The 17109-nt window shown below is 44.3% G+C and carries 17 protein-coding genes; 6 read left to right on the top strand and 11 right to left on the bottom strand.

Features of this window, described 5'->3' with window-relative positions:
- The first annotated feature begins 14 nt into the window (after positions 1–14).
- Positions 15–638 carry a tetratricopeptide repeat protein gene (locus A3CY_RS0102520; protein ID WP_018336321.1) on the top strand — a complete coding sequence of 208 codons (624 nt, stop codon included), beginning with the start codon at positions 15–17 and terminating at the stop codon, positions 636–638.
- Here the strand turns inward: A3CY_RS0102520 and A3CY_RS0102515 are convergent.
- The 7 genes from A3CY_RS0102515 to A3CY_RS20050 all read right to left on the bottom strand — a co-directional run bounded on the left by A3CY_RS0102515 (position 635) and on the right by A3CY_RS20050 (position 6724).
- Complete coding sequence (locus A3CY_RS0102515; RefSeq protein WP_018336320.1) at positions 635–1795, bottom strand: hypothetical protein; 1161 nt, start codon at positions 1793–1795, stop codon at positions 635–637. The two genes, A3CY_RS0102520 and A3CY_RS0102515, sit on opposite strands and share 4 nt — an antisense overlap.
- Positions 1796–1918: 123 nt before the next feature.
- Positions 1919–2686, bottom strand: a complete 768-nt coding sequence (locus A3CY_RS0102510; RefSeq protein WP_018336319.1) for a hypothetical protein — start codon at positions 2684–2686, stop codon at positions 1919–1921.
- 112 nt (positions 2687–2798) lie between these two features.
- Positions 2799–3272: a GAF domain-containing protein gene (locus A3CY_RS0102505; protein ID WP_018336318.1), complete on the bottom strand. Its 474-nt coding sequence runs from the start codon at positions 3270–3272 to the stop codon at positions 2799–2801.
- Positions 3273–3358: 86 nt separating this feature from the next.
- On the bottom strand, positions 3359–4810 hold the full coding sequence (locus tag A3CY_RS0102500; protein WP_018336317.1) for an aminoacyl-histidine dipeptidase: 1452 nt from the start codon (positions 4808–4810) through the stop codon (positions 3359–3361).
- Positions 4811–4867: 57 nt separating this feature from the next.
- Positions 4868–5287, bottom strand: coding sequence for a MarR family winged helix-turn-helix transcriptional regulator (locus A3CY_RS0102495; protein ID WP_018336316.1), 420 nt, complete (start codon positions 5285–5287; stop codon positions 4868–4870).
- 81 nt (positions 5288–5368) lie between these two features.
- Positions 5369–5698: a DUF1904 family protein gene (locus A3CY_RS0102490; protein ID WP_018336315.1), complete on the bottom strand. Its 330-nt coding sequence runs from the start codon at positions 5696–5698 to the stop codon at positions 5369–5371.
- Between the two features lie 6 nt (positions 5699–5704).
- Complete coding sequence (locus A3CY_RS20050) at positions 5705–6724, bottom strand: DHH family phosphoesterase (protein WP_018336314.1); 1020 nt, start codon at positions 6722–6724, stop codon at positions 5705–5707.
- A gap of 339 nt (positions 6725–7063) precedes the next feature.
- On the opposite strand from A3CY_RS20050, the gene A3CY_RS0102480 reads away from it, so the two are divergent.
- The 4 genes from A3CY_RS0102480 to A3CY_RS0102465 are packed head-to-tail and all read left to right on the top strand — an operon-like array spanning position 7064 to position 10831.
- Positions 7064–7969, top strand: a complete 906-nt coding sequence (locus A3CY_RS0102480; RefSeq protein ID WP_026207221.1) for a DUF6268 family outer membrane beta-barrel protein — start codon at positions 7064–7066, stop codon at positions 7967–7969.
- Positions 7970–8007: 38 nt separating this feature from the next.
- Positions 8008–9072: a sensor histidine kinase gene (locus A3CY_RS0102475; RefSeq protein ID WP_018336312.1), complete on the top strand. Its 1065-nt coding sequence runs from the start codon at positions 8008–8010 to the stop codon at positions 9070–9072.
- On the top strand, positions 9063–10115 hold the full coding sequence (locus tag A3CY_RS0102470; protein WP_018336311.1) for a sensor histidine kinase: 1053 nt from the start codon (positions 9063–9065) through the stop codon (positions 10113–10115). Before A3CY_RS0102475 ends, A3CY_RS0102470 begins: the two co-directional genes overlap by 10 nt.
- Positions 10112–10831 carry a LytR/AlgR family response regulator transcription factor gene (locus A3CY_RS0102465; RefSeq protein ID WP_018336310.1) on the top strand — a complete coding sequence of 240 codons (720 nt, stop codon included), beginning with the start codon at positions 10112–10114 and terminating at the stop codon, positions 10829–10831. Before A3CY_RS0102470 ends, A3CY_RS0102465 begins: the two co-directional genes overlap by 4 nt.
- A 132-nt stretch (positions 10832–10963) precedes the next feature.
- Here A3CY_RS0102465 and guaA read toward each other — a convergent pair whose 3' ends face one another.
- Positions 10964–12493 carry a glutamine-hydrolyzing GMP synthase gene (gene guaA, locus A3CY_RS0102460; RefSeq protein ID WP_018336309.1) on the bottom strand — a complete coding sequence of 510 codons (1530 nt, stop codon included), beginning with the start codon at positions 12491–12493 and terminating at the stop codon, positions 10964–10966.
- A gap of 251 nt (positions 12494–12744) precedes the next feature.
- Here guaA and A3CY_RS0102455 point away from each other — a divergent pair, with 251 nt between their 5' ends.
- The gene (locus A3CY_RS0102455; RefSeq protein WP_018336307.1) at positions 12745–14091 is read left to right on the top strand and encodes a sodium-dependent transporter; all 1347 of its coding nucleotides are present in this window, start codon (positions 12745–12747) and stop codon (positions 14089–14091) included.
- Between the two features lie 185 nt (positions 14092–14276).
- Here A3CY_RS0102455 and thiE read toward each other — a convergent pair whose 3' ends face one another.
- From thiE to A3CY_RS0102440, 3 genes are all read right to left on the bottom strand, one after another.
- A complete protein-coding gene (gene thiE / locus A3CY_RS0102450; RefSeq protein WP_018336306.1) occupies positions 14277–14906 on the bottom strand; it encodes a thiamine phosphate synthase in 630 nt (209 codons plus the stop codon).
- 1 nt (position 14907) lies between these two features.
- On the bottom strand, positions 14908–15702 hold the full coding sequence (gene thiM / locus A3CY_RS0102445; RefSeq protein WP_018336305.1) for a hydroxyethylthiazole kinase: 795 nt from the start codon (positions 15700–15702) through the stop codon (positions 14908–14910).
- Between the two features lie 82 nt (positions 15703–15784).
- Positions 15785–16969 carry a carboxypeptidase-like regulatory domain-containing protein gene (locus A3CY_RS0102440; RefSeq protein ID WP_018336304.1) on the bottom strand — a complete coding sequence of 395 codons (1185 nt, stop codon included), beginning with the start codon at positions 16967–16969 and terminating at the stop codon, positions 15785–15787.
- Positions 16970–17109 lie beyond the last annotated feature (140 nt).

Genomic DNA, 17109 nt, shown 5'->3' with positions numbered 1-17109 from the left:
GCAATCAAAGGGGAATGGATTACATTACCCGGGAACAACCTAGAAAAGCGTTGGAGGAATTTAATCAGGCGATTACTTTTGACCCCAACTTTTTCCCTGCTTACTACAATCGAGCGGTTGTACTGGCAAACTTGAAACAACCCCGGGAAGCCTTGAAAGACATGAATTACGTGATTGCCAATGTTCCCAACCACGTGATGGCGTATTACAACCGGGGGATCATCCACGAAAATTTGGGGAATGCCACTTTAGCCATTCAAGATTACAGCCACGCGATCAATCTGCAACCTGACTTACTGGAAGCCTACCATTATCGCGGGATTGTACGCTACGGCATGAAGGACTTGGACGGAGCTTTGGCTGATTACGAGAAAGCTATCTCGCTAGGTTTGAAATCTAGTGCCGTGTTCTTTAACCGGGGAGTCATCTTCCACCAGAAAGGGCAGTTAAGCAATGCTATCGAGAGCTATTCTCGTTCGATACAAATAGATCCGTCGAATGCAAGGGCTTACTACAATCGTGCTATATCCAAATTAGTGGTCGACAATTACAAAGAAGCCCTTGAAGACCTGGAAATCTCGAAGCGTTTAGGATACATGAAGGCTGCCGAGATAATTACCCGATATTACAGTAACTAATCCTTACCCCACTCCAGCCTCTCAAAAGCTCTCTCGCAAAGATGCCTTGTTCCATAGGGACATTTTTCAGACGGTCTTTCATTACTTTTTATCTTCAAAAACCAAGGTTTCTTTATTTCCCGCTTCACATCAATCCAGACATCGCTGAATTCTTCCTCGGTAAATCCTAAATTCGAAATCAAAAACTTGTTATTTACCGCTTCTTCTAAATACTCCGCCAACCTATCCAATAAAAGATACTGCACGTAACCTCTCCTTTTCCCTATCGTGTGTTTCAAGTACAGGTAAATAATTTCTCCCCCGTATTTATAACCACCACCGCGTTCTCCTTTAATCAATAAATCTTTAACTACAATCTGAGTTGCTTCCAATAATGACTCATCCCATTCTTCCTGGCGCAATTCTTTCAGCATATTCCCTTGTTCGACACAATCCCACATGATGAGATCCGTTGCATAAAATCTCTGGAAACCATGCCTTACACACCATTTGCGAATTTCTTCCCGTTCCGACTCGTAAAGCAGCATCATCACGGCTAAAGCTCTCCCGAAACCACATAAGGGTTTAATGATATCCACGAGAATAATATCCCATATGGGTGTCATTTGCATCAAAGCCTGACCGACATAATAAGTAAATTCATCGTGCCTACCCATTGTTTTCAGTATCGTCAGGTTCTCGGGGTCACGCATTACACCTAATAAAATAATGCCTAATTTGACAACTTCCCGATCCGGGGCTTTCTCTACCATCCAGTGTACTAATTCCACTCCAGCCTGTTCATACGGCAATTCCCGGGAAGACAATTCATCCAAAAACTCATCCCAGTATCCGACAATAGGATTATCCTTCAACGTGTTGTAAAATTTAATTTTATCCTCCATCTTACCCCGCTGGGAATAACTTGCGAATAAATCTACCAACCGTTTTATAAACTTCGGGTTGACTTCTTTTTCCGGATTGGCATACAGATCCCAATAATCATCACAACCGGGATCATAGTATCCCATATCCATTCGCATGGGAACATTGTCCGGCAAATCTTTGTCGTCACCCAATATAATACCTTTACCCTTTTTCAAATTTTTCTTCACGTACTCGTACAAAGGTTCTCTTCCCTCCCACGGTAATTTTTTATTTTCAAATCCCTGTTTCATAATCCTCCGCAATTAAAATTCACACCCGTTTCAGACATACCTCAAAGTTATAAAAAAGAAACAAAATAACAAAAAAGAGGGCTAAGTAAATCTTAACCCTCTTCCTTCTCGGGGAAATATTTTTTATTGTTGAGGTGTCGTCAACTTAGCCATAGCATCTTTCACCTCCTTTAAAACTTCCGGAGCTTCCACGTTTTTCGGGTCAGCACTCATAGCCTCTACCAAAAAACCTTGTGCTTTCTTAAATTCAGCCATTGCTTTTGTTTTCCCTGCCTCGTATTTATCATTCTCCTTGTTCGCGAAAGGAGTAGCTTCTTGAAGGATAGCGGCACCGTTATTGAAATACAAAGTACCTAAACTTACCAATCCTTGAGCTTTAAATCCTTTATCGCTCATGTTGGCAATCTTCTGGTAATTCTCGGCAGCCTTAGCGATATTATTCGCTTTTTGGAACTTTTGTCCTTCTTTCAAGAAATAAACGGCGTATGTTCTCATCAAACCTGAATTTTGCCCGGGCGTAGCTTTAATCCCGGCTTCTAAAGTTTGCAACATTTGTTCAACCTTCCCCTGTTTCTTTTGGGAATCTGCTTTCCCCGCGTAAGAGTCTTTCAATTTATAATTATTTTTGATAGACATATCAAAATACTTCTCGGCTGAAGCATAATCTTTTAATTTGTTAGCACAAACAGCCACGTTATAAACAGTAGCATCATCTTTAAACTCAATTGCTTTCAAATAATTTTCCCAATTCGTGAATGCTTCCTTGTAATTTTTTGCCTTCCACGCTGCATTTCCGGCATTCTTTATTTTACCCGCTTCTTCCACTGTTGTTTGTGCAGCTAGTTCTCCCACAAAAAAGCTTACTAGAACAAATAAAAGTAATTTTTTCATAATCCTCTGAGTTTTGTATTTTACGTGATAAATTTCATTATTTATGCCCCTAAGGTAACACTCTCTTAAGAAAAATCAAAAGCCTCTTAACTTATTTTTCACATTTATGAGTTCATTTTACGCTATCTTGTTGATAAAGAAGCGACAAAATTTTCTTCAATCCGAGCTCATCTTCCCGGTCAAATGCCGCTAACTGGTCGCTATCCACATCCAAACAACCAAAAATCTGCCCGTCCCGATCTCTTAAAGGAATCACAATTTCGCTTTTGGAAGCAGCATTGCAAGCAATATGTCCCGGAAACTCTTCCACGTTATCCACGATAACCGTATCCCCGGAATTGATAGCCGCCCAACAGACTCCCCCCTGCCGCAATTTCTGGCAAGCCACCGGACCTTGATATGAACGCACGATCAATTCGCCATCGATCAACACGTACACTCCCGTCCAAAAGAACGATTGCATCTTATGATGCAACACCGCCTCCATCGTTGCCAGACGAGCCCAAACATCTTCGGTAGTCCGTATATATTGCTGGATTTGATCGTACAGCCGATCATATTTAGCTAGTTTCCTTGATTGTTCCATTATAAATTTATGATTTACGAATTACGATTTATGATTCAGATTTTCAATCGTAAATCTAAAATCATAAATCGTAAATAAAGATAATTTTACAGGTTTTGCAACACATCCACCAGATGGCTCCACCACATTTCCACGGTCTTGATATTTATCTTTTCATCCGGGGAATGTACGCCTCGCAAGGTGGGTCCGAAAGAAACCATATCCATATTCGGGTATTTTTCCAAGAACAGACCGCATTCCAACCCGGCGTGAATAGAACGCATGATAGGTTCTTTACCGAATAGGCGTTTGTATGATTCAACAGCCACCTTAACCACGGGAGAATTCGGGTTCGGAGCCCATCCGGGATACCCCTCGCCATGTTCCACCTCGGCACCCGCCAACGTGAACACGGATTCCACCATATTGGCAATATTGAATTTCTCTGAATTCACGTCACTACGTTGAGAAGTCGTGATCAGGATATTATTCGGTTCGTTAAATCTCACTGCAGCCAGATTAGTTGAAGTTTCCACCAATCCAGGCATTCGGTAACTCATCGAGAATACACCATGAGGACAAGCATACAACGCGTTCAACAAAGCATTACTGCTTTCCGAAGTCAATACCTGCGCGGGAACCTCCTGAGATTCCAGAGTCAATTGCAAACCCGGCTCGGTAATTTTCCACACGTTCTCCATTTCTGCGGCATATACATTCAGATCTACCCGCACGTTTTCACGATACTTGTCGTCAAAAGTAATCACGGCAAAAGCCTCACGAGCAATGGCATTCCGCAAGTTTCCTCCTTCAAGGACAGCTACTCGAACCCCGTATTTCGCGTTCAAATCCCACACGAAACGATTTAATATCTTGATGGCATTTCCTCTGCCTTTATTAATATCGTCGCCGGAGTGACCGCCTTGCAATCCTTTTACCTGGATTTTCACGGCGAAAGAATTTGCCGGAGTTTTCTCCGTGTCATATTTCATATTAATAACGGTGTCGATTCCCCCGGCACAACCGATGAACAACTCTCCTTCATCTTCAGAATCCAGATTCAAAAGGATATTTCCGCTCAGGAATCCCGGTTTTAACGCGAAAGCACCCGTCAATCCGGTTTCTTCATCTACCGTGAACAAGCACTCGATAGGACCGTGAGCTATATCCGTGGAAGTCAAAACAGCCATCTGTGCAGCCATACCGATTCCGTCGTCTGCCCCGAGGGTAGTTCCCTTGGCTCTAACCCATTCTCCATCCACGTAGGGCTGTATCGGGTCTTTGTCAAAATCGTGTACCGTATCGGAATTTTTCTCGCACACCATATCCATATGCGCCTGCAATATCACGGTGGGAGCGTTTTCCCGTCCTTTGGTAGCCGATTTCGTGATTAATACATTTCCGGCATCATCCCTTTTTGCCGATAATCCGTGTTTGCTTGCCCAATCCAACAAATAAGCTATAATCTTCTCTTCCTTCTTGGAAGGACGGGGAACTTGACAGATTTCTTCAAAATATCCCCAAACTGCTTCTGGTTTTAATCCTTGAAAAACACCCATAGTAATTTTAGATTTTAAATTTATGATTTTAATCGCTTTTCTTCATTTTCAATTGTTTCATTGTACATTCAATTTCTTCAACACCCAAATGGCAGACTTCAACTCTTGCGAAGACAGGGTGAAACTCATGTCCGTGTGCACCTGCTCCTCAATCCGCTCCAACGCATGACGAGATTCGAGTCCTTTTTCCGTCAACACAACAAAATTGTTCCGCTTGTCTTCCTTGCACATTTTGCGTTGAACGTATCCCCTTTTTTGCAAAGTATTCAGCAATTTCGTAACATTATACTTGTCTTTTTGCAGTAATTTGGAGATGGTCTGCTGATTCACGTTATCTTTCTTCCACAGCACTTGCAGAAGTTCGTATTGCTCCCGGCTGATGTCAAACCCGGCATTCAAGAAACTGCGATTCAAGATTTTCGTGTAACCCCTTTCCGCCTTGCTCAAGAGAGCTACTAATTCACTAAGTTCCGTCATAGTCGTTGCATTTTATACTATGCACAAACTTAATTATTTTTTTCGAAAATAAATGCTTCAAGCCATTTAATTCATCGCGAATTACTTGATGATCTTCCCATTCTCGTAATAATGCTCCGGCGACAAGAAAGAAAAACAGACATCGCTATCCGGGTATCCGGCATCCCGCAAGCACTTGTAAATAATCTCTGCCACAGCGTCTTGTTGCTCTTTAGGACGTTCAAAATACTCCACTTTCACGAAAGGATACGCTTCCAGATGGTCATTCCCCGTAACAAATGACGAGTTCATCACTTCCAGCACGACAGTTTCCCTCGGACACCCCAAGGTATTCACAATTTCGGAAATCAACCGCTCGCTCACCCGAGCCAGTTTCTCTTTTTCTATGGCATGAAATCTCAAAAAAGGCATAAAATATCAATCCTCCATTTTCAATTGTTTAAAGAACCATTCCGCCGTGTCCCGTACCTTCTGCACCACCTCGTTCAGCGGCAACGGCATCTGTCCCCCGGCGGCATTCAAATGTCCTCCCCCGTTAAAATATTCCTTTGCCCAGGTATTGACAGGAATATTTCCTTTCGAGCGGAAAGACAGTTTCACCTTATCTTTGCGCTCCGTGATCTGCACGGAAACCAGTACTTCCTCTATGGATAACGGGATATTTACCAACCCTTCCAGATCACCGTCTTTATAATTGTACACGTCCAATTCCTGCAACGTGATCGGAATCACGGCAACCGGGAAGTGCTCGTCTATCGTGAGTTTATTCAAAAGGCAATTCCCCGTAAGCCTCAATCGGGAAAGCGTGTTGCGCTGGTAAAGCTGCTCGTGGACGTAATCTTTGTCCAGTCCCAACGCCAGCAAATCGGCAATCACCCGGTAGGTTTCGGGATGGGAAGAATTATGGCTCAACCCGCCCGTATCCGTGGAGACCCCGGCATAAATAGCGTTAGCTATATCCGTGTCGATCATCTCTTTGCCCCATATCCCGGAGATCACGTTATACAACAATTCGCAGGTAGAAGAAACACTCGTGTCTGAAATCCGGTAAGTCACATCGTCCGGGTCGGGATGATGGTCTATCATAATCGTTTCACCCCTGAATTCCCGCACGAAAGGTTCCAGATCTCCTTCCCTCGCGATGGTGTTGTGGTCAAGCATAAATAATATATCCGCCTTCTTCAGCCATTGTTTACACTCCTTCGGTCTGTTCTGAAAAGAAATGGCGTCGGGAATACGTTTCAACCATTTCAAGTAATCCGGTATATAATCGCACGTCATCAATTGCGCGTGTATTCCCGCTTTATCCAACACTTGCCACAAGGCAGAACATGAACCTGCCGCATCCCCGTCAGGTGAAATATGAGGTATAATAACAACATTCAAATGATCAACTGCCAGTCTTTCTTTTATCTTCTCGATGATTTCTTCGTACATTCTATCTAATTTTCTAATTCTCGCAAAAATAGGAAAAAACTATATTTATAACGTGCAATACCCAGGAGAAATTACAAAATAATCCCAAAGTAATCCCAAGGTAATACTACCTCACAACCGTTACAGGCTACTTGTAACGCACTTATCCCGCCGTTGCCGAACGGTGATGCAAGTGTATTCAATCCGGCTTACAACCGTGTAGAGGTAGTATTACCTTGGGATTACCTATAAACTACTCAAAAAGCAGGTTGGTCGACTTATTACCCCATTTCGTCTACTAATTATTTTCTCGACTTGATTCATCTCTACTTTTACAGCGTAAATAAAAAATAACCTTTTATGAAAACAATCTTATATTGTTCAACTTTTTTCATGTTACTAGCATCCATGCGGGTAACCGCTCAAATTAATTTTAAGACAGAGTACATCTCCTCCTCGACGTACAAGAACAAGGAAGCCCATCCCCGGCACGCGGAAGGAAATCTAAAAGTCATTCAAGGTAGCTTTCGCATTCCAGTTTCTATCAAAATGAATGAAAACAACCGTCCCACCGCTTGGGCTATTGCTTGTGGCGGTTCGCACGCTTCGATGGGTAATAAAAATCTTCCCGCAGAACTTTGTCCCACGAAAATATTGAACCTGCAAATCGGTTTGATACACACCAGACCACTCAACACCAAATGGTCTATGCTGGCAACCGCCGGAGCCGGGCTTTACATGGACAGCGACAACCTCTCGAAAGCGAGATGGTGCAACATCTTGGGACAGGGGGCCGTCATATTTATCCGGCACTTGAAACCGAACTTAGACCTTGGTGTCGGGGCTGCCTTGAACAACACGTTCGGTTATCCCATGCTTTTCCCCGCACTTTACTTGAACTGGAACCTGCAAGGACGATTCGAGGTCAAGGTTGCCCTAGTAGACGCCATTCAAGTATCCGCCGGAATGCGTTTAAACGATTACCTGAAATTGAACCTAATGTTCGAAATGAGCGGATTGCTTACCCTGACCGAGAAAGATGGGAAAAAGATGTATTTCACGCAACAATATTCCATCGTCGGGTTGCAACCGGAAATCACACTTGCCCGATCACTCACGATCCCCCTCACACTGGGAATTGCCCCTTATCGCGAAGCCTATTACAAGAAAAGGACCTTGAAAGATTATTTCTCGGATGACGACGAATCTACCCCCGGCTTCAAACTAGGCTTCTATTGTTCCATCGGTTTCTCGTGGAAGTTCTAAAAAGAAATCACTAACTTTACCCGTAAATCAATATACCAATGCCAAACCCGGATACAACCAATCAATACTGGGAAAAATTTCTGATAAACCCGAGATTCAGAATCGTCAGACACCTGATAATCTTGTTCTTTCTCGGTATTCTCGTCATGAATGTTTTCTTTGAAGAATCTGATCTTTCGCTCGGGTGGAACTGCCTCACGATGATTAACATCTGTATGGTACTTTTCTTTTGGGGTATCATTTGCCTGAATATCTACGTTTTAATCCCCAACTACCTGTACCAGGGAAAATACCGGGTTTACTTTTTTTATCTGTCAGCCGTCATTTTGTTACAGTTGTCTATAATGACAGCCATCATCTATTTCTCTCGGGAGCATTTCCCGGAATTTTACAAGGTGACAAACCCGAGCGGCGGGTTCTTTACATTCTATTTTTCAAACTTTCTGGCTATCATTTTTTATATTCTGGCGGTATCCATCACGGTCTTCCTGCAACGTTGGATCGCGCACAACCGGCAATTGCAAGAACTAGAGAAAAATAAAGTACAGATGGAACTCACCCGGTTGAAAGACCAGATACAGCCGGATTTCTTGTCCCGTATGCTCAACACGGCTAACGTGCTGGCAAAGAAAGACGCGGACAAGGCATCCGTACTATTGCTTCAACTAAGCCGTCTACTCCGTTACCAACTGTATGACAGCACCCGGGAAAAAGTATTGCTCGGTGCGGAAATCTCTTTTATAAAAGATTACTTGAACCTGGAAAAGTTACATAACGACAACTTCACTTTCCACGTGAGTGAGAGCGAGAACATGGGACACGTGCTAATTCCTCCTCTGCTGTTTATCCCGGTGGTGGAACAGGCTATTCACTATCTGCCCGGGGACAGAACAAGTAATCCTGTCCATATTTACCTACTCTTCCAAGTGAACGGGAACAAATTGTCTTTCGCGTGCATTTACCCGGAAACTTACGCAAAAGATAAAACCATGGGGCTGGATAATTTGCGAAAAAGGCTTCACCTGCTGTATGGCGATAACTTCCAGCTAGAGATGAAACAAGGAGATAAGAACCACGTAATGAGTTTGCAGATATGTCTATAGATAACTACATCCGCCTGCATTTTTTGCAAAACGCAAATTTCACTTTAATCAGAGACGTGATTATTTTTCTAGTTATCCTGTTTTTCGCCATGCTGAATGTCGATGATAATTTCACGGGCGTGGGACTGTATTACGCCATAGGCATAAGCCTGGTGCTTTTTGCATTCCCTACCGGTATTAATTTATACGTCCTTATCCCGCGGCTACTCATGAAAAACAAACTGTTTTTTTATGGATTAGGACTATTCGCGAGTGTCGTGATCAGTTTGTTGGTTTATTGTCTTGTCGTTGGTTATCTTTTTGAAGAGTATGGCGTGAAAACCGACATTATCACGAACGAGAATCCTTACTCCTTTATACATATTATGTACGCCATTATTATTATCGGGATGATCTCGATGGGGACAACAAGCATCGAACTGTTCCGGCAATGGGTAAACTACGACAGACAGATCACGGAACTGGAGAAAATGACCATGCAGACCGAGCTGGAACAATTGAAAAACCAAATTAATCCTCATTTCCTGTTCAATATGCTAAATAGTGCCAACATTCTGGTAAAGGAAGACCCCGGCGAAGCTTCCCGCCTGTTGAGCCGGCTGGATGATATGTTGCGCTACCAGTTGAATGACAGTACCCGGCAGGAAGTATTTTTAAGCGCGGACATCCATTTTTTAACAGGTTTCCTTGAACTGGAAAAAATGCGCAGGGATCATTTCGAGTACGTGGTTTCGAAAGAGGGGGACGTGAACAACACGCCAATACCCCCGCTTCTCTTCATCCCTTTTGTCGAGAATGCAGTCAAACACAACACGGATAGCGAGAATTTATCGTATATTTACCTCGATTTCAAAGTAGAACACGGGTACGTGAAATTCACCTGCGAGAATTCAAAACCAGTGATTCCCGTGAAGCAAGAATCCGGGGGACTGGGGCTAGCGAACATCCGCCGGCGGCTGGAACTGTTGTACGGGGAAAACCACTCGCTCCGAATCAACGAAACAGAAACCGAATATAGTGTTTATTTACAATTGAAATTATGAAATGTATCATTGTTGACGACGAACCTATCGCCCGAAAAGGCATCCGGTCACTGCTCTCCCGCATCCCAGGACTCGAACTGCTAGAAATGTTCAATAACGCCTCGGCAGCGGCAGATTATTTGATGGGCAATGCTGTCGATTTGATATTTCTCGATATTCAGATGCCCGGTGTCACAGGCATCGAGTTCGCCCGGAATGTCCCGAAGAACACGCTGATTATCTTCACTACAGCCTACACGGAATACGCACTCGACAGCTACGAGGTGGATGCCGTCGATTACCTCGTGAAACCCGTTGAATTCGAAAGATTCCAAAAAGCGGTCACCAAAGCCATGAATTACCACACCCTTCTGTTAAACGAGGAAAAAGAAGACATCGAACAAGTGGACACGGATTATTTGTTCGTAAAGTCTGAACGCCGATTCTTCAAGGTCAATTTTGAAGATATTCTCTTTATCGAGGGACTGAAAGACTACGTGATTCTTCAATTGGTGGATCAACGGGTAATCACGAAAATGACCCTCAAGGCGATACACGAGCAACTGCCCCAACACGTGTTTTTCAGAATCAACAAATCATATGTCATAAATACCCGCTATATCAACTCCTTCGACAATAACGATGTATTCATCCGTTCGCACGAAATCGCCATCGGGAACAGCTACCGGGAGGCTTTTTTCGAGCGGTTCGTGACGAAAAGAACAAACAGAAAATAATTTTAGATTCCAACCGCACAAATCTGCACGACAACTCCTCCTTAGGCAAATAGAACTGTTGTACCCAGAGGTTTCCATGGTAAAAAGGAAAGGTCATAAAAAAATAAAGCGCCTCGCGAGGCGCTTTATTGTCTATTCCCACTCGATGGTGGCTGGCGGCTTGGAACTGATGTCGTAAACAACACGGTTGATTCCCCGCACGTTATTGATAATCTTGTTAGATACTTTTGCCAAGAATTCGTAAGGTAAATGACACCAGTCGGCAGTCATTCCGTCCGTTGATTCCACGGCACGCAGGGCAACGACGCTCTCGTAAGTACGTTCATCTCCCATCACGCCGACACTCTTGACCGGTAATAAGATTGTACCCGCTTGCCATACTTTGTCGTACAATCCCTCTTCCTGAAGCATAGATATGTAAATATGATCGGCTTCCTGTAACAATCTCACCTTTTCTTTCGTGATCTCGCCCAAGATACGGATAGCAAGCCCGGGACCCGGGAAAGGATGGCGTTTCAGGAATTTATCCGCTAACCCGAGGCTCTTGCCCACCCGACGGACTTCATCCTTGAATAACAGACGTAAAGGCTCTACAATCTTCAATTTCATGTAATCGGGAAGACCGCCCACGTTATGGTGTGATTTAATGGTTTGTGACGGACCGTTTACCGATGATGATTCAATCACGTCCGGGTAAATTGTTCCCTGTCCCAACCATTTGGCATCTTCTATCTTGTGTGATTCCTTGTCAAACACGTCCACAAAAGTAGCCCCGACAATCTTGCGTTTCTTCTCGGGCTCCTCTATTCCGGCAAGACGGGAAAGGAAAAGATCTCCCGCATCCACACCAACGACATTCAAGCCTAACTCCTTGTAATTCTCCATCACGGAAGAAAATTCATCTTTCCTGAGCAACCCGTTATCGACAAATATACAAGTCAGATTCCTACCGATAGCCCGGTGCAATAACATAGCAGCCACAGTGGAATCTACTCCCCCCGACAAACCTAAGATTACACGGTCTTCGCCTAATTTTGCTTTCAATTCGGCAACCGTGGTTTCGATAAAAGAATCAGGAGTCCAGTCCTGTTTGCAACCACAAATGTCAACCACGAAATTCTTTAATAATTCGGTTCCTTCCGTGCTATGATATACTTCCGGGTGGAACTGGATACCGTACGTTTCCTCACCCTCGATCCGATAGGCGGCATTCTCCACGTCAGCCGTACTGGCAACAACGGTATAATGTGACGGCAATGTTTCAATCGTATCCCCGTGCGACATCCATACCTGTGAATGTTGGCTGATATGCTTGAAAAGCGGACAACCGTTATCCACGAAGGACAAATTTGCTCTACCGTACTCTCTCTTGTTGGAAGCCTTCACTTCCCCCCCGAAATAATGAGCCAGATATTGTGCCCCGTAACATACTCCCAACAAAGGTAATTTTCCCTTGATGGAAGACAAATCCGGCCGCGGAGCCTTCTCGTCCCGAACGGAGAACGGACTGCCCGAAAGGATAACACCCTTCACGGATGCATCAAGTGCCGGATAATGATTAAAGGGATAAATCTCGCAATAGACTTTCAGTTCTCGCACGCGTCTCGCGATCAATTGCGTGTATTGAGAACCGAAATCAAGTATTAAAATCTTCTCTTGCATTGTGAATCGCTTATTTTATTTTATCGCGAAGATAACTTTTTTCCCCGTAACTTTATAGATAACAGTTTCAAAAAGTTAGCGGAAAAGAGTTTTAGATTACAAGTTAGCAAGTTACAGACCGCCGGAAAGTTGAAAGTAAAAGCCCCCGGCGTGTAACCTGATGCCGCTGTAAATCGTAATTTTACTTGTAATTTGCAATTTACAATTAAAACCTGTAACCTGTAATCTGTTAATCTATAACTCTTTTTAAGATGCACAACACGAGAGATAGTTTCGGCTCCAAATTCGGGGCAATCGCCGCACTGGCTGGCTCTGCAGTCGGATTGGGTAATATTTGGAAATTTCCTTACGAGGCAGGAAACAACGGCGGCGGAGCCTTTTTGCTCGTGTATGTCTTTTTCACTATCGCAATCGGACTCCCGGTAATGCTCTCGGAGTTCACCCTCGGCAGATATTCCGGTCGGAACGCTTTCGGGACATTCGACCGTTTGGAACCAAAAACACCCTGGCGCTATTTCGGGATTCTCGTGTTGCTGGCTGCCACGATGATTCTTTCCTTTTACGGCACGGTCGCCGGGTGGACGTTGGAATACGTGGTGAAATCACTTTCGTTCTCGTTTCATGCCGGTTCCGAGGTGAACTTAAACGACCTGTTTAATAATTTTATCTCCAACCCGTACAAGCCCGTGTTCTGGCAAATCATTTTTATGGTTCTCACTGGATTTATCGTGTTGGCAGGCGTAAAGAAAGGGATTGAAAGATACACGAAACTAATGATGCCGTTGTTATTCGTGTTAATCGTGATCCTAGGGATTCGGGCGTGCACGCTGGATGGAGCCATGGAAGGTATAAAATTCCTGTTCTTGCCCAAGTTCTCGGAGTTGACTTCCCAAGGCGTACTTTCCGCCCTCGGGCAAGCGTTTTTCTCTCTATCCATCGGTATGGGAGTTCTGTTAACTTACGCGTCATACATCAAGAAGAACGAAAATCTAACCTCCATATCATTACAAGTCATCTGTGCCGATACCTTGATTGCCTTGTTGGCGGGTATCGCTATATTTCCAGCCGTGTTCGCCTTTAATATCGCACCGGACTCAGGTCCCGGACTGGTATTCCTCACGCTGCCCCAAGTGTTCCAAAGTATGGCATTCGGGCAATTATGGGCAATCCTGTTTTTCCTTTTACTAACCATGGCTGCTCTGACGTCGTCGATCTCGCTACTGGAAGTGATCGTTGCTTTCTTCGTGGAAGAGAAGCATATCAGCCGGCGCAAAGCAACCATTATTTCAACGGTTATCGTCACCCTGTTCGGCATCCTGTGCACTCTGTCATTCGGTCCCTTGAAGGATGTACATATAGGAAATCTTTCCATATTCGGAATTTTTGATTTTATCAGTTCCAATATCCTGCTTCCCGTTGGGGGAATCCTTATTTCCGTTTACGTGGGATGGCGATTCGATCGTCACTTATTGATCGCCGAGTTGACTAATGACGGTCAATTGAAATTATGGCTGTTAAAACCGCTTATATTCGTGTTGAAATACGTGGCACCCTTGTTTATACTGGTTATACTTTTGCATTCGTTAGGTGTGTTCTAGAACTACCCAAAACCCAATGAAAACCCAATGAGAATCCGAGGTAATAATCTCCCACCGCCGTTCTCCCTACAGTTCCCCTGTTAGGTTGCTATATTCTTTGATATAGCAACAATAGAGCAAGCCTGTAGCCAAAGTGGCAGTGAGAGATGTTTACCTCGGGTCTTCACCGAATTCTCATTGGGTCTTCATCGAATGTTTGGCTCGGGAATAAGCTGTATCAGTTCTCGAGCTGCTTTCTCCGGATCGTCAGACCCGATGATCGCGGAAATCACCGCCACACTATCCGCTCCCGCTTGAAAAATAGAGGCGATATTATCGGGATGAATTCCCCCGATAGCCACCAACGGATGGCGTGACACGGAACGAATCCATTGAACCCCTTCCAATCCCCACTCCACTATTGTGTTTGTTTTCGTCGTGGTAGAAAATACAGGACTGGCGGCAATATAAGTTACGTCGTACCCGTTAGCTTCAAGCACCTGTTCCCGGCTTTCTACCGACAAACCGATTATTTTTCCTTCCGGAAGCAATCGTTTTACCCGCGAATAGGGCATGTCACTCTGTCCAACGTGTACCCCATCCGCATCAGCAGCCAGTGCCACGTCTACCCGGTCGTTGATAATCAAGGGAACATGATAAGGGGCTAACAGTGCTTTCAAACGAATTGCCCGTTCTATAAATTCTCGTGTAGAAGATTCTTTTTCCCGCAATTGCACCATCTTTACCCCTCCTTTCACGGCTGCTTCCACCGTGCGATAAAGATCTTTACCGTGAAGCAAACCTTCATCGGTAACCAGATAAAGCCGAGCATCCATATCATTCAGAAATTCGCACGTATTGCATGAATTGCTCACGTGTCAGATTATACATCACGTCGTATAAATTCAATTGTAAAGTCCCCGGACCTTTTGACATTTCCGCAGCTATCTCCCCGCATATACCCATGAAAGCTGTAGCGCTCACGGCTGCCATAAACTCGTCTTCCACCACGGCGGCAAAAGCGCCTAAAATAGCCGTAGCCGTGCATCCCAACCCGGTAACTTTTTCCATCATCGGGGAACCGTTGTGCAGGTACACCACCCTATCCCCCAAAACCACTAAATCTGTTTCCCCGCTCACGCAAACGACACATCCCACCCGACGGCTCAATACCCGGGCTGCCTCTAGGCTATTTAACGAAGATTCGGTACTATCCACCCCTTTGGAGGTCGTGGATAAACCTGCCATAGTCATAATCTCGGAAGCATTTCCCCGGATATATCGCGGAGTTCCGGCAGACAGTATATCCTGAAGAACTTTATTCCGGAAACTCGTAGCTCCCGCCCCCACGGGGTCGAGTACCACGGGATGATGAATTTCATTAGCTCGCCGAATGGCCGCTTTCATGGATTCCACAGTGAAACGGTCTAACGTCCCGATATTTATCACGGTTGCCCTGCACAAGGCAACCATCTCGTTTATTTCTTCCAAAGCGTGCGCCATGATCGGGGAAGCACCTGCAGCCAGCAAAGCGTTTGCCGTGTTGTTCATGACGACGTCATTCGTGATATTGTGTACCAATGGAGCTTCGGCTCTCATTTGTTCGATGTTCTTCCAAATCTGTTCTTTCATAGCTTATAAAAAATGATGGCACGTGTGGCTGGAATTCAAAATCTTTAAATCTAAAATAAAAGTCCCCGATTGGGGACTTTTTTTAATCTTCTTCTTCCAAATATATCGTGTAACGATCCCAGAAATTCTTGTCTGTCGGCACTTCTTCATAATACACCCGTCCAGCAATAGGAGTTGTCTTGTTCACGCTTACCTTAGTCGTCTGGTATTGCATCTCTCCCTTTACTCGCTCGCCACCATCCAAGTAAGTATATACCACGCTCACCCCGCTCAAAAAGTAATAAGAACTTACTTTTTTGTAATTGGTTGTGATCGTAGCCATTACCTCGTTACGGGAACTGTCGCCTGCCAATATCAGATTTCTTCCCAAAAGGTTAAACGCGGAAGACGTGATCCGCATCACGTTCTTGATGACAGCATAATTCTTTAGCTCCACGTATATCTCTCCGCTGTATTTCGTCACGAAAGCCGTACCGGAATTCGACAGGGAAGGTTTCAAGCATTCGTAAGACACGATCTGCACGGAATCTCCCTCGTACATGAATTTACCTTTGCTTTTCAGTTTGAAGTCCCTGTAATTCTCCAAATCCAAAATATTACGGGTATTGCGCACTATATCCGCCGTGATGATATCATCAAAGAAAATCAACCCGTCAGTAGCGGAAGTCGATTCATCGCTCCGGCGCACTTGCGAGAAATTATAATTTAATGCCTTAAACGCCTGCTCCACGTTAGAACGTTTGTATCCTTCGCTATCATAAATCTCCACGATAGCCTCTTTCGATTTTTTCTCCCCATCATTCACCCGTACTCCATACTCGAAATATCCCTCGTAATTATAAGGGCGAGGAATGTAGTTTCTCCCGATATTGTCCACCACGTTCTGCAATAACCTCTTCAACACCAAGGATTCTGCTGTCACGTCTACCTCATTAATCCCGTAAGTCATCGGTTTCAAAAGTATCTGAACCTCTCCTTTATCCCTTGCCTCGTATAGTTTCATTTCAACGGCAGAGTACCCGACAGCCGAGACTTTCATCGTGTAAGTTGCCAATCTTTCGGAAACGATCAATTCAAACAGCCCGTCCATATCCGAAGCTGCCCCGGCAACCGTACCGAGAATCCCGATATTGGCAAATTCTATCGGCTTGCGTGTAACTTCATCCAACACGACGCCCTTCACCCGTATCTTTCCATCATTCTGAGCCTGAACGGCAAACAATACTCCAAAAAACAAAACGAGTAACGAGAGGATTTTCTTATTCATAGCAACTATATTATTCTGTAATCATTTTCTATCGCGAATATATAAATAAATATGTATTTGACACACGAATTTGACAACTGGTCACGAGTCATTAACAATAAATTAAGATTCTGCCACCTCCTATATTCTTTGTTATACAC

The organism is Butyricimonas synergistica DSM 23225, from assembly GCF_000379665.1.
Taxonomy (GTDB): domain Bacteria; phylum Bacteroidota; class Bacteroidia; order Bacteroidales; family Marinifilaceae; genus Butyricimonas; species Butyricimonas synergistica.
This window is presented reverse-complemented; position numbering and strand designations above follow the sequence as displayed.

Bases quoted from the DNA above. Each gene is read 5' to 3' on its own strand.
- A3CY_RS0102495 (WP_018336316.1), bottom strand. From the start codon at position 5,287: ATGACGGAACTTAGTGAATTAGTAGCTCTCTTGAGCAAGGCGGAAAGG.
- A3CY_RS0102470 (WP_018336311.1), top strand. From the start codon at position 9,063: ATGTCTATAGATAACTACATCCGCCTGCATTTTTTGCAAAACGCAAAT.
- A3CY_RS0102500 (WP_018336317.1), bottom strand. From the start codon at position 4,810: ATGGGTGTTTTTCAAGGATTAAAACCAGAAGCAGTTTGGGGATATTTT.
- A3CY_RS0102465 (WP_018336310.1), top strand. From the start codon at position 10,112: ATGAAATGTATCATTGTTGACGACGAACCTATCGCCCGAAAAGGCATC.
- A3CY_RS0102515 (WP_018336320.1), bottom strand. From the start codon at position 1,795: ATGAAACAGGGATTTGAAAATAAAAAATTACCGTGGGAGGGAAGAGAA.
- A3CY_RS0102505 (WP_018336318.1), bottom strand. From the start codon at position 3,272: ATGGAACAATCAAGGAAACTAGCTAAATATGATCGGCTGTACGATCAA.
- A3CY_RS0102440 (WP_018336304.1), bottom strand. From the start codon at position 16,969: ATGAATAAGAAAATCCTCTCGTTACTCGTTTTGTTTTTTGGAGTATTG.
- A3CY_RS0102520 (WP_018336321.1), top strand. From the start codon at position 15: ATGGATTACATTACCCGGGAACAACCTAGAAAAGCGTTGGAGGAATTT.
- A3CY_RS0102455 (WP_018336307.1), top strand. From the start codon at position 12,745: ATGCACAACACGAGAGATAGTTTCGGCTCCAAATTCGGGGCAATCGCC.
- guaA (WP_018336309.1), bottom strand. From the start codon at position 12,493: ATGCAAGAGAAGATTTTAATACTTGATTTCGGTTCTCAATACACGCAA.
- thiM (WP_018336305.1), bottom strand. From the start codon at position 15,702: ATGAAAGAACAGATTTGGAAGAACATCGAACAAATGAGAGCCGAAGCT.
- A3CY_RS0102490 (WP_018336315.1), bottom strand. From the start codon at position 5,698: ATGCCTTTTTTGAGATTTCATGCCATAGAAAAAGAGAAACTGGCTCGG.
- A3CY_RS0102510 (WP_018336319.1), bottom strand. From the start codon at position 2,686: ATGAAAAAATTACTTTTATTTGTTCTAGTAAGCTTTTTTGTGGGAGAA.
- A3CY_RS20050 (WP_018336314.1), bottom strand. From the start codon at position 6,724: ATGTACGAAGAAATCATCGAGAAGATAAAAGAAAGACTGGCAGTTGAT.
- thiE (WP_018336306.1), bottom strand. From the start codon at position 14,906: ATGGATGCTCGGCTTTATCTGGTTACCGATGAAGGTTTGCTTCACGGT.
- A3CY_RS0102480 (WP_026207221.1), top strand. From the start codon at position 7,064: ATGAAAACAATCTTATATTGTTCAACTTTTTTCATGTTACTAGCATCC.
- A3CY_RS0102475 (WP_018336312.1), top strand. From the start codon at position 8,008: ATGCCAAACCCGGATACAACCAATCAATACTGGGAAAAATTTCTGATA.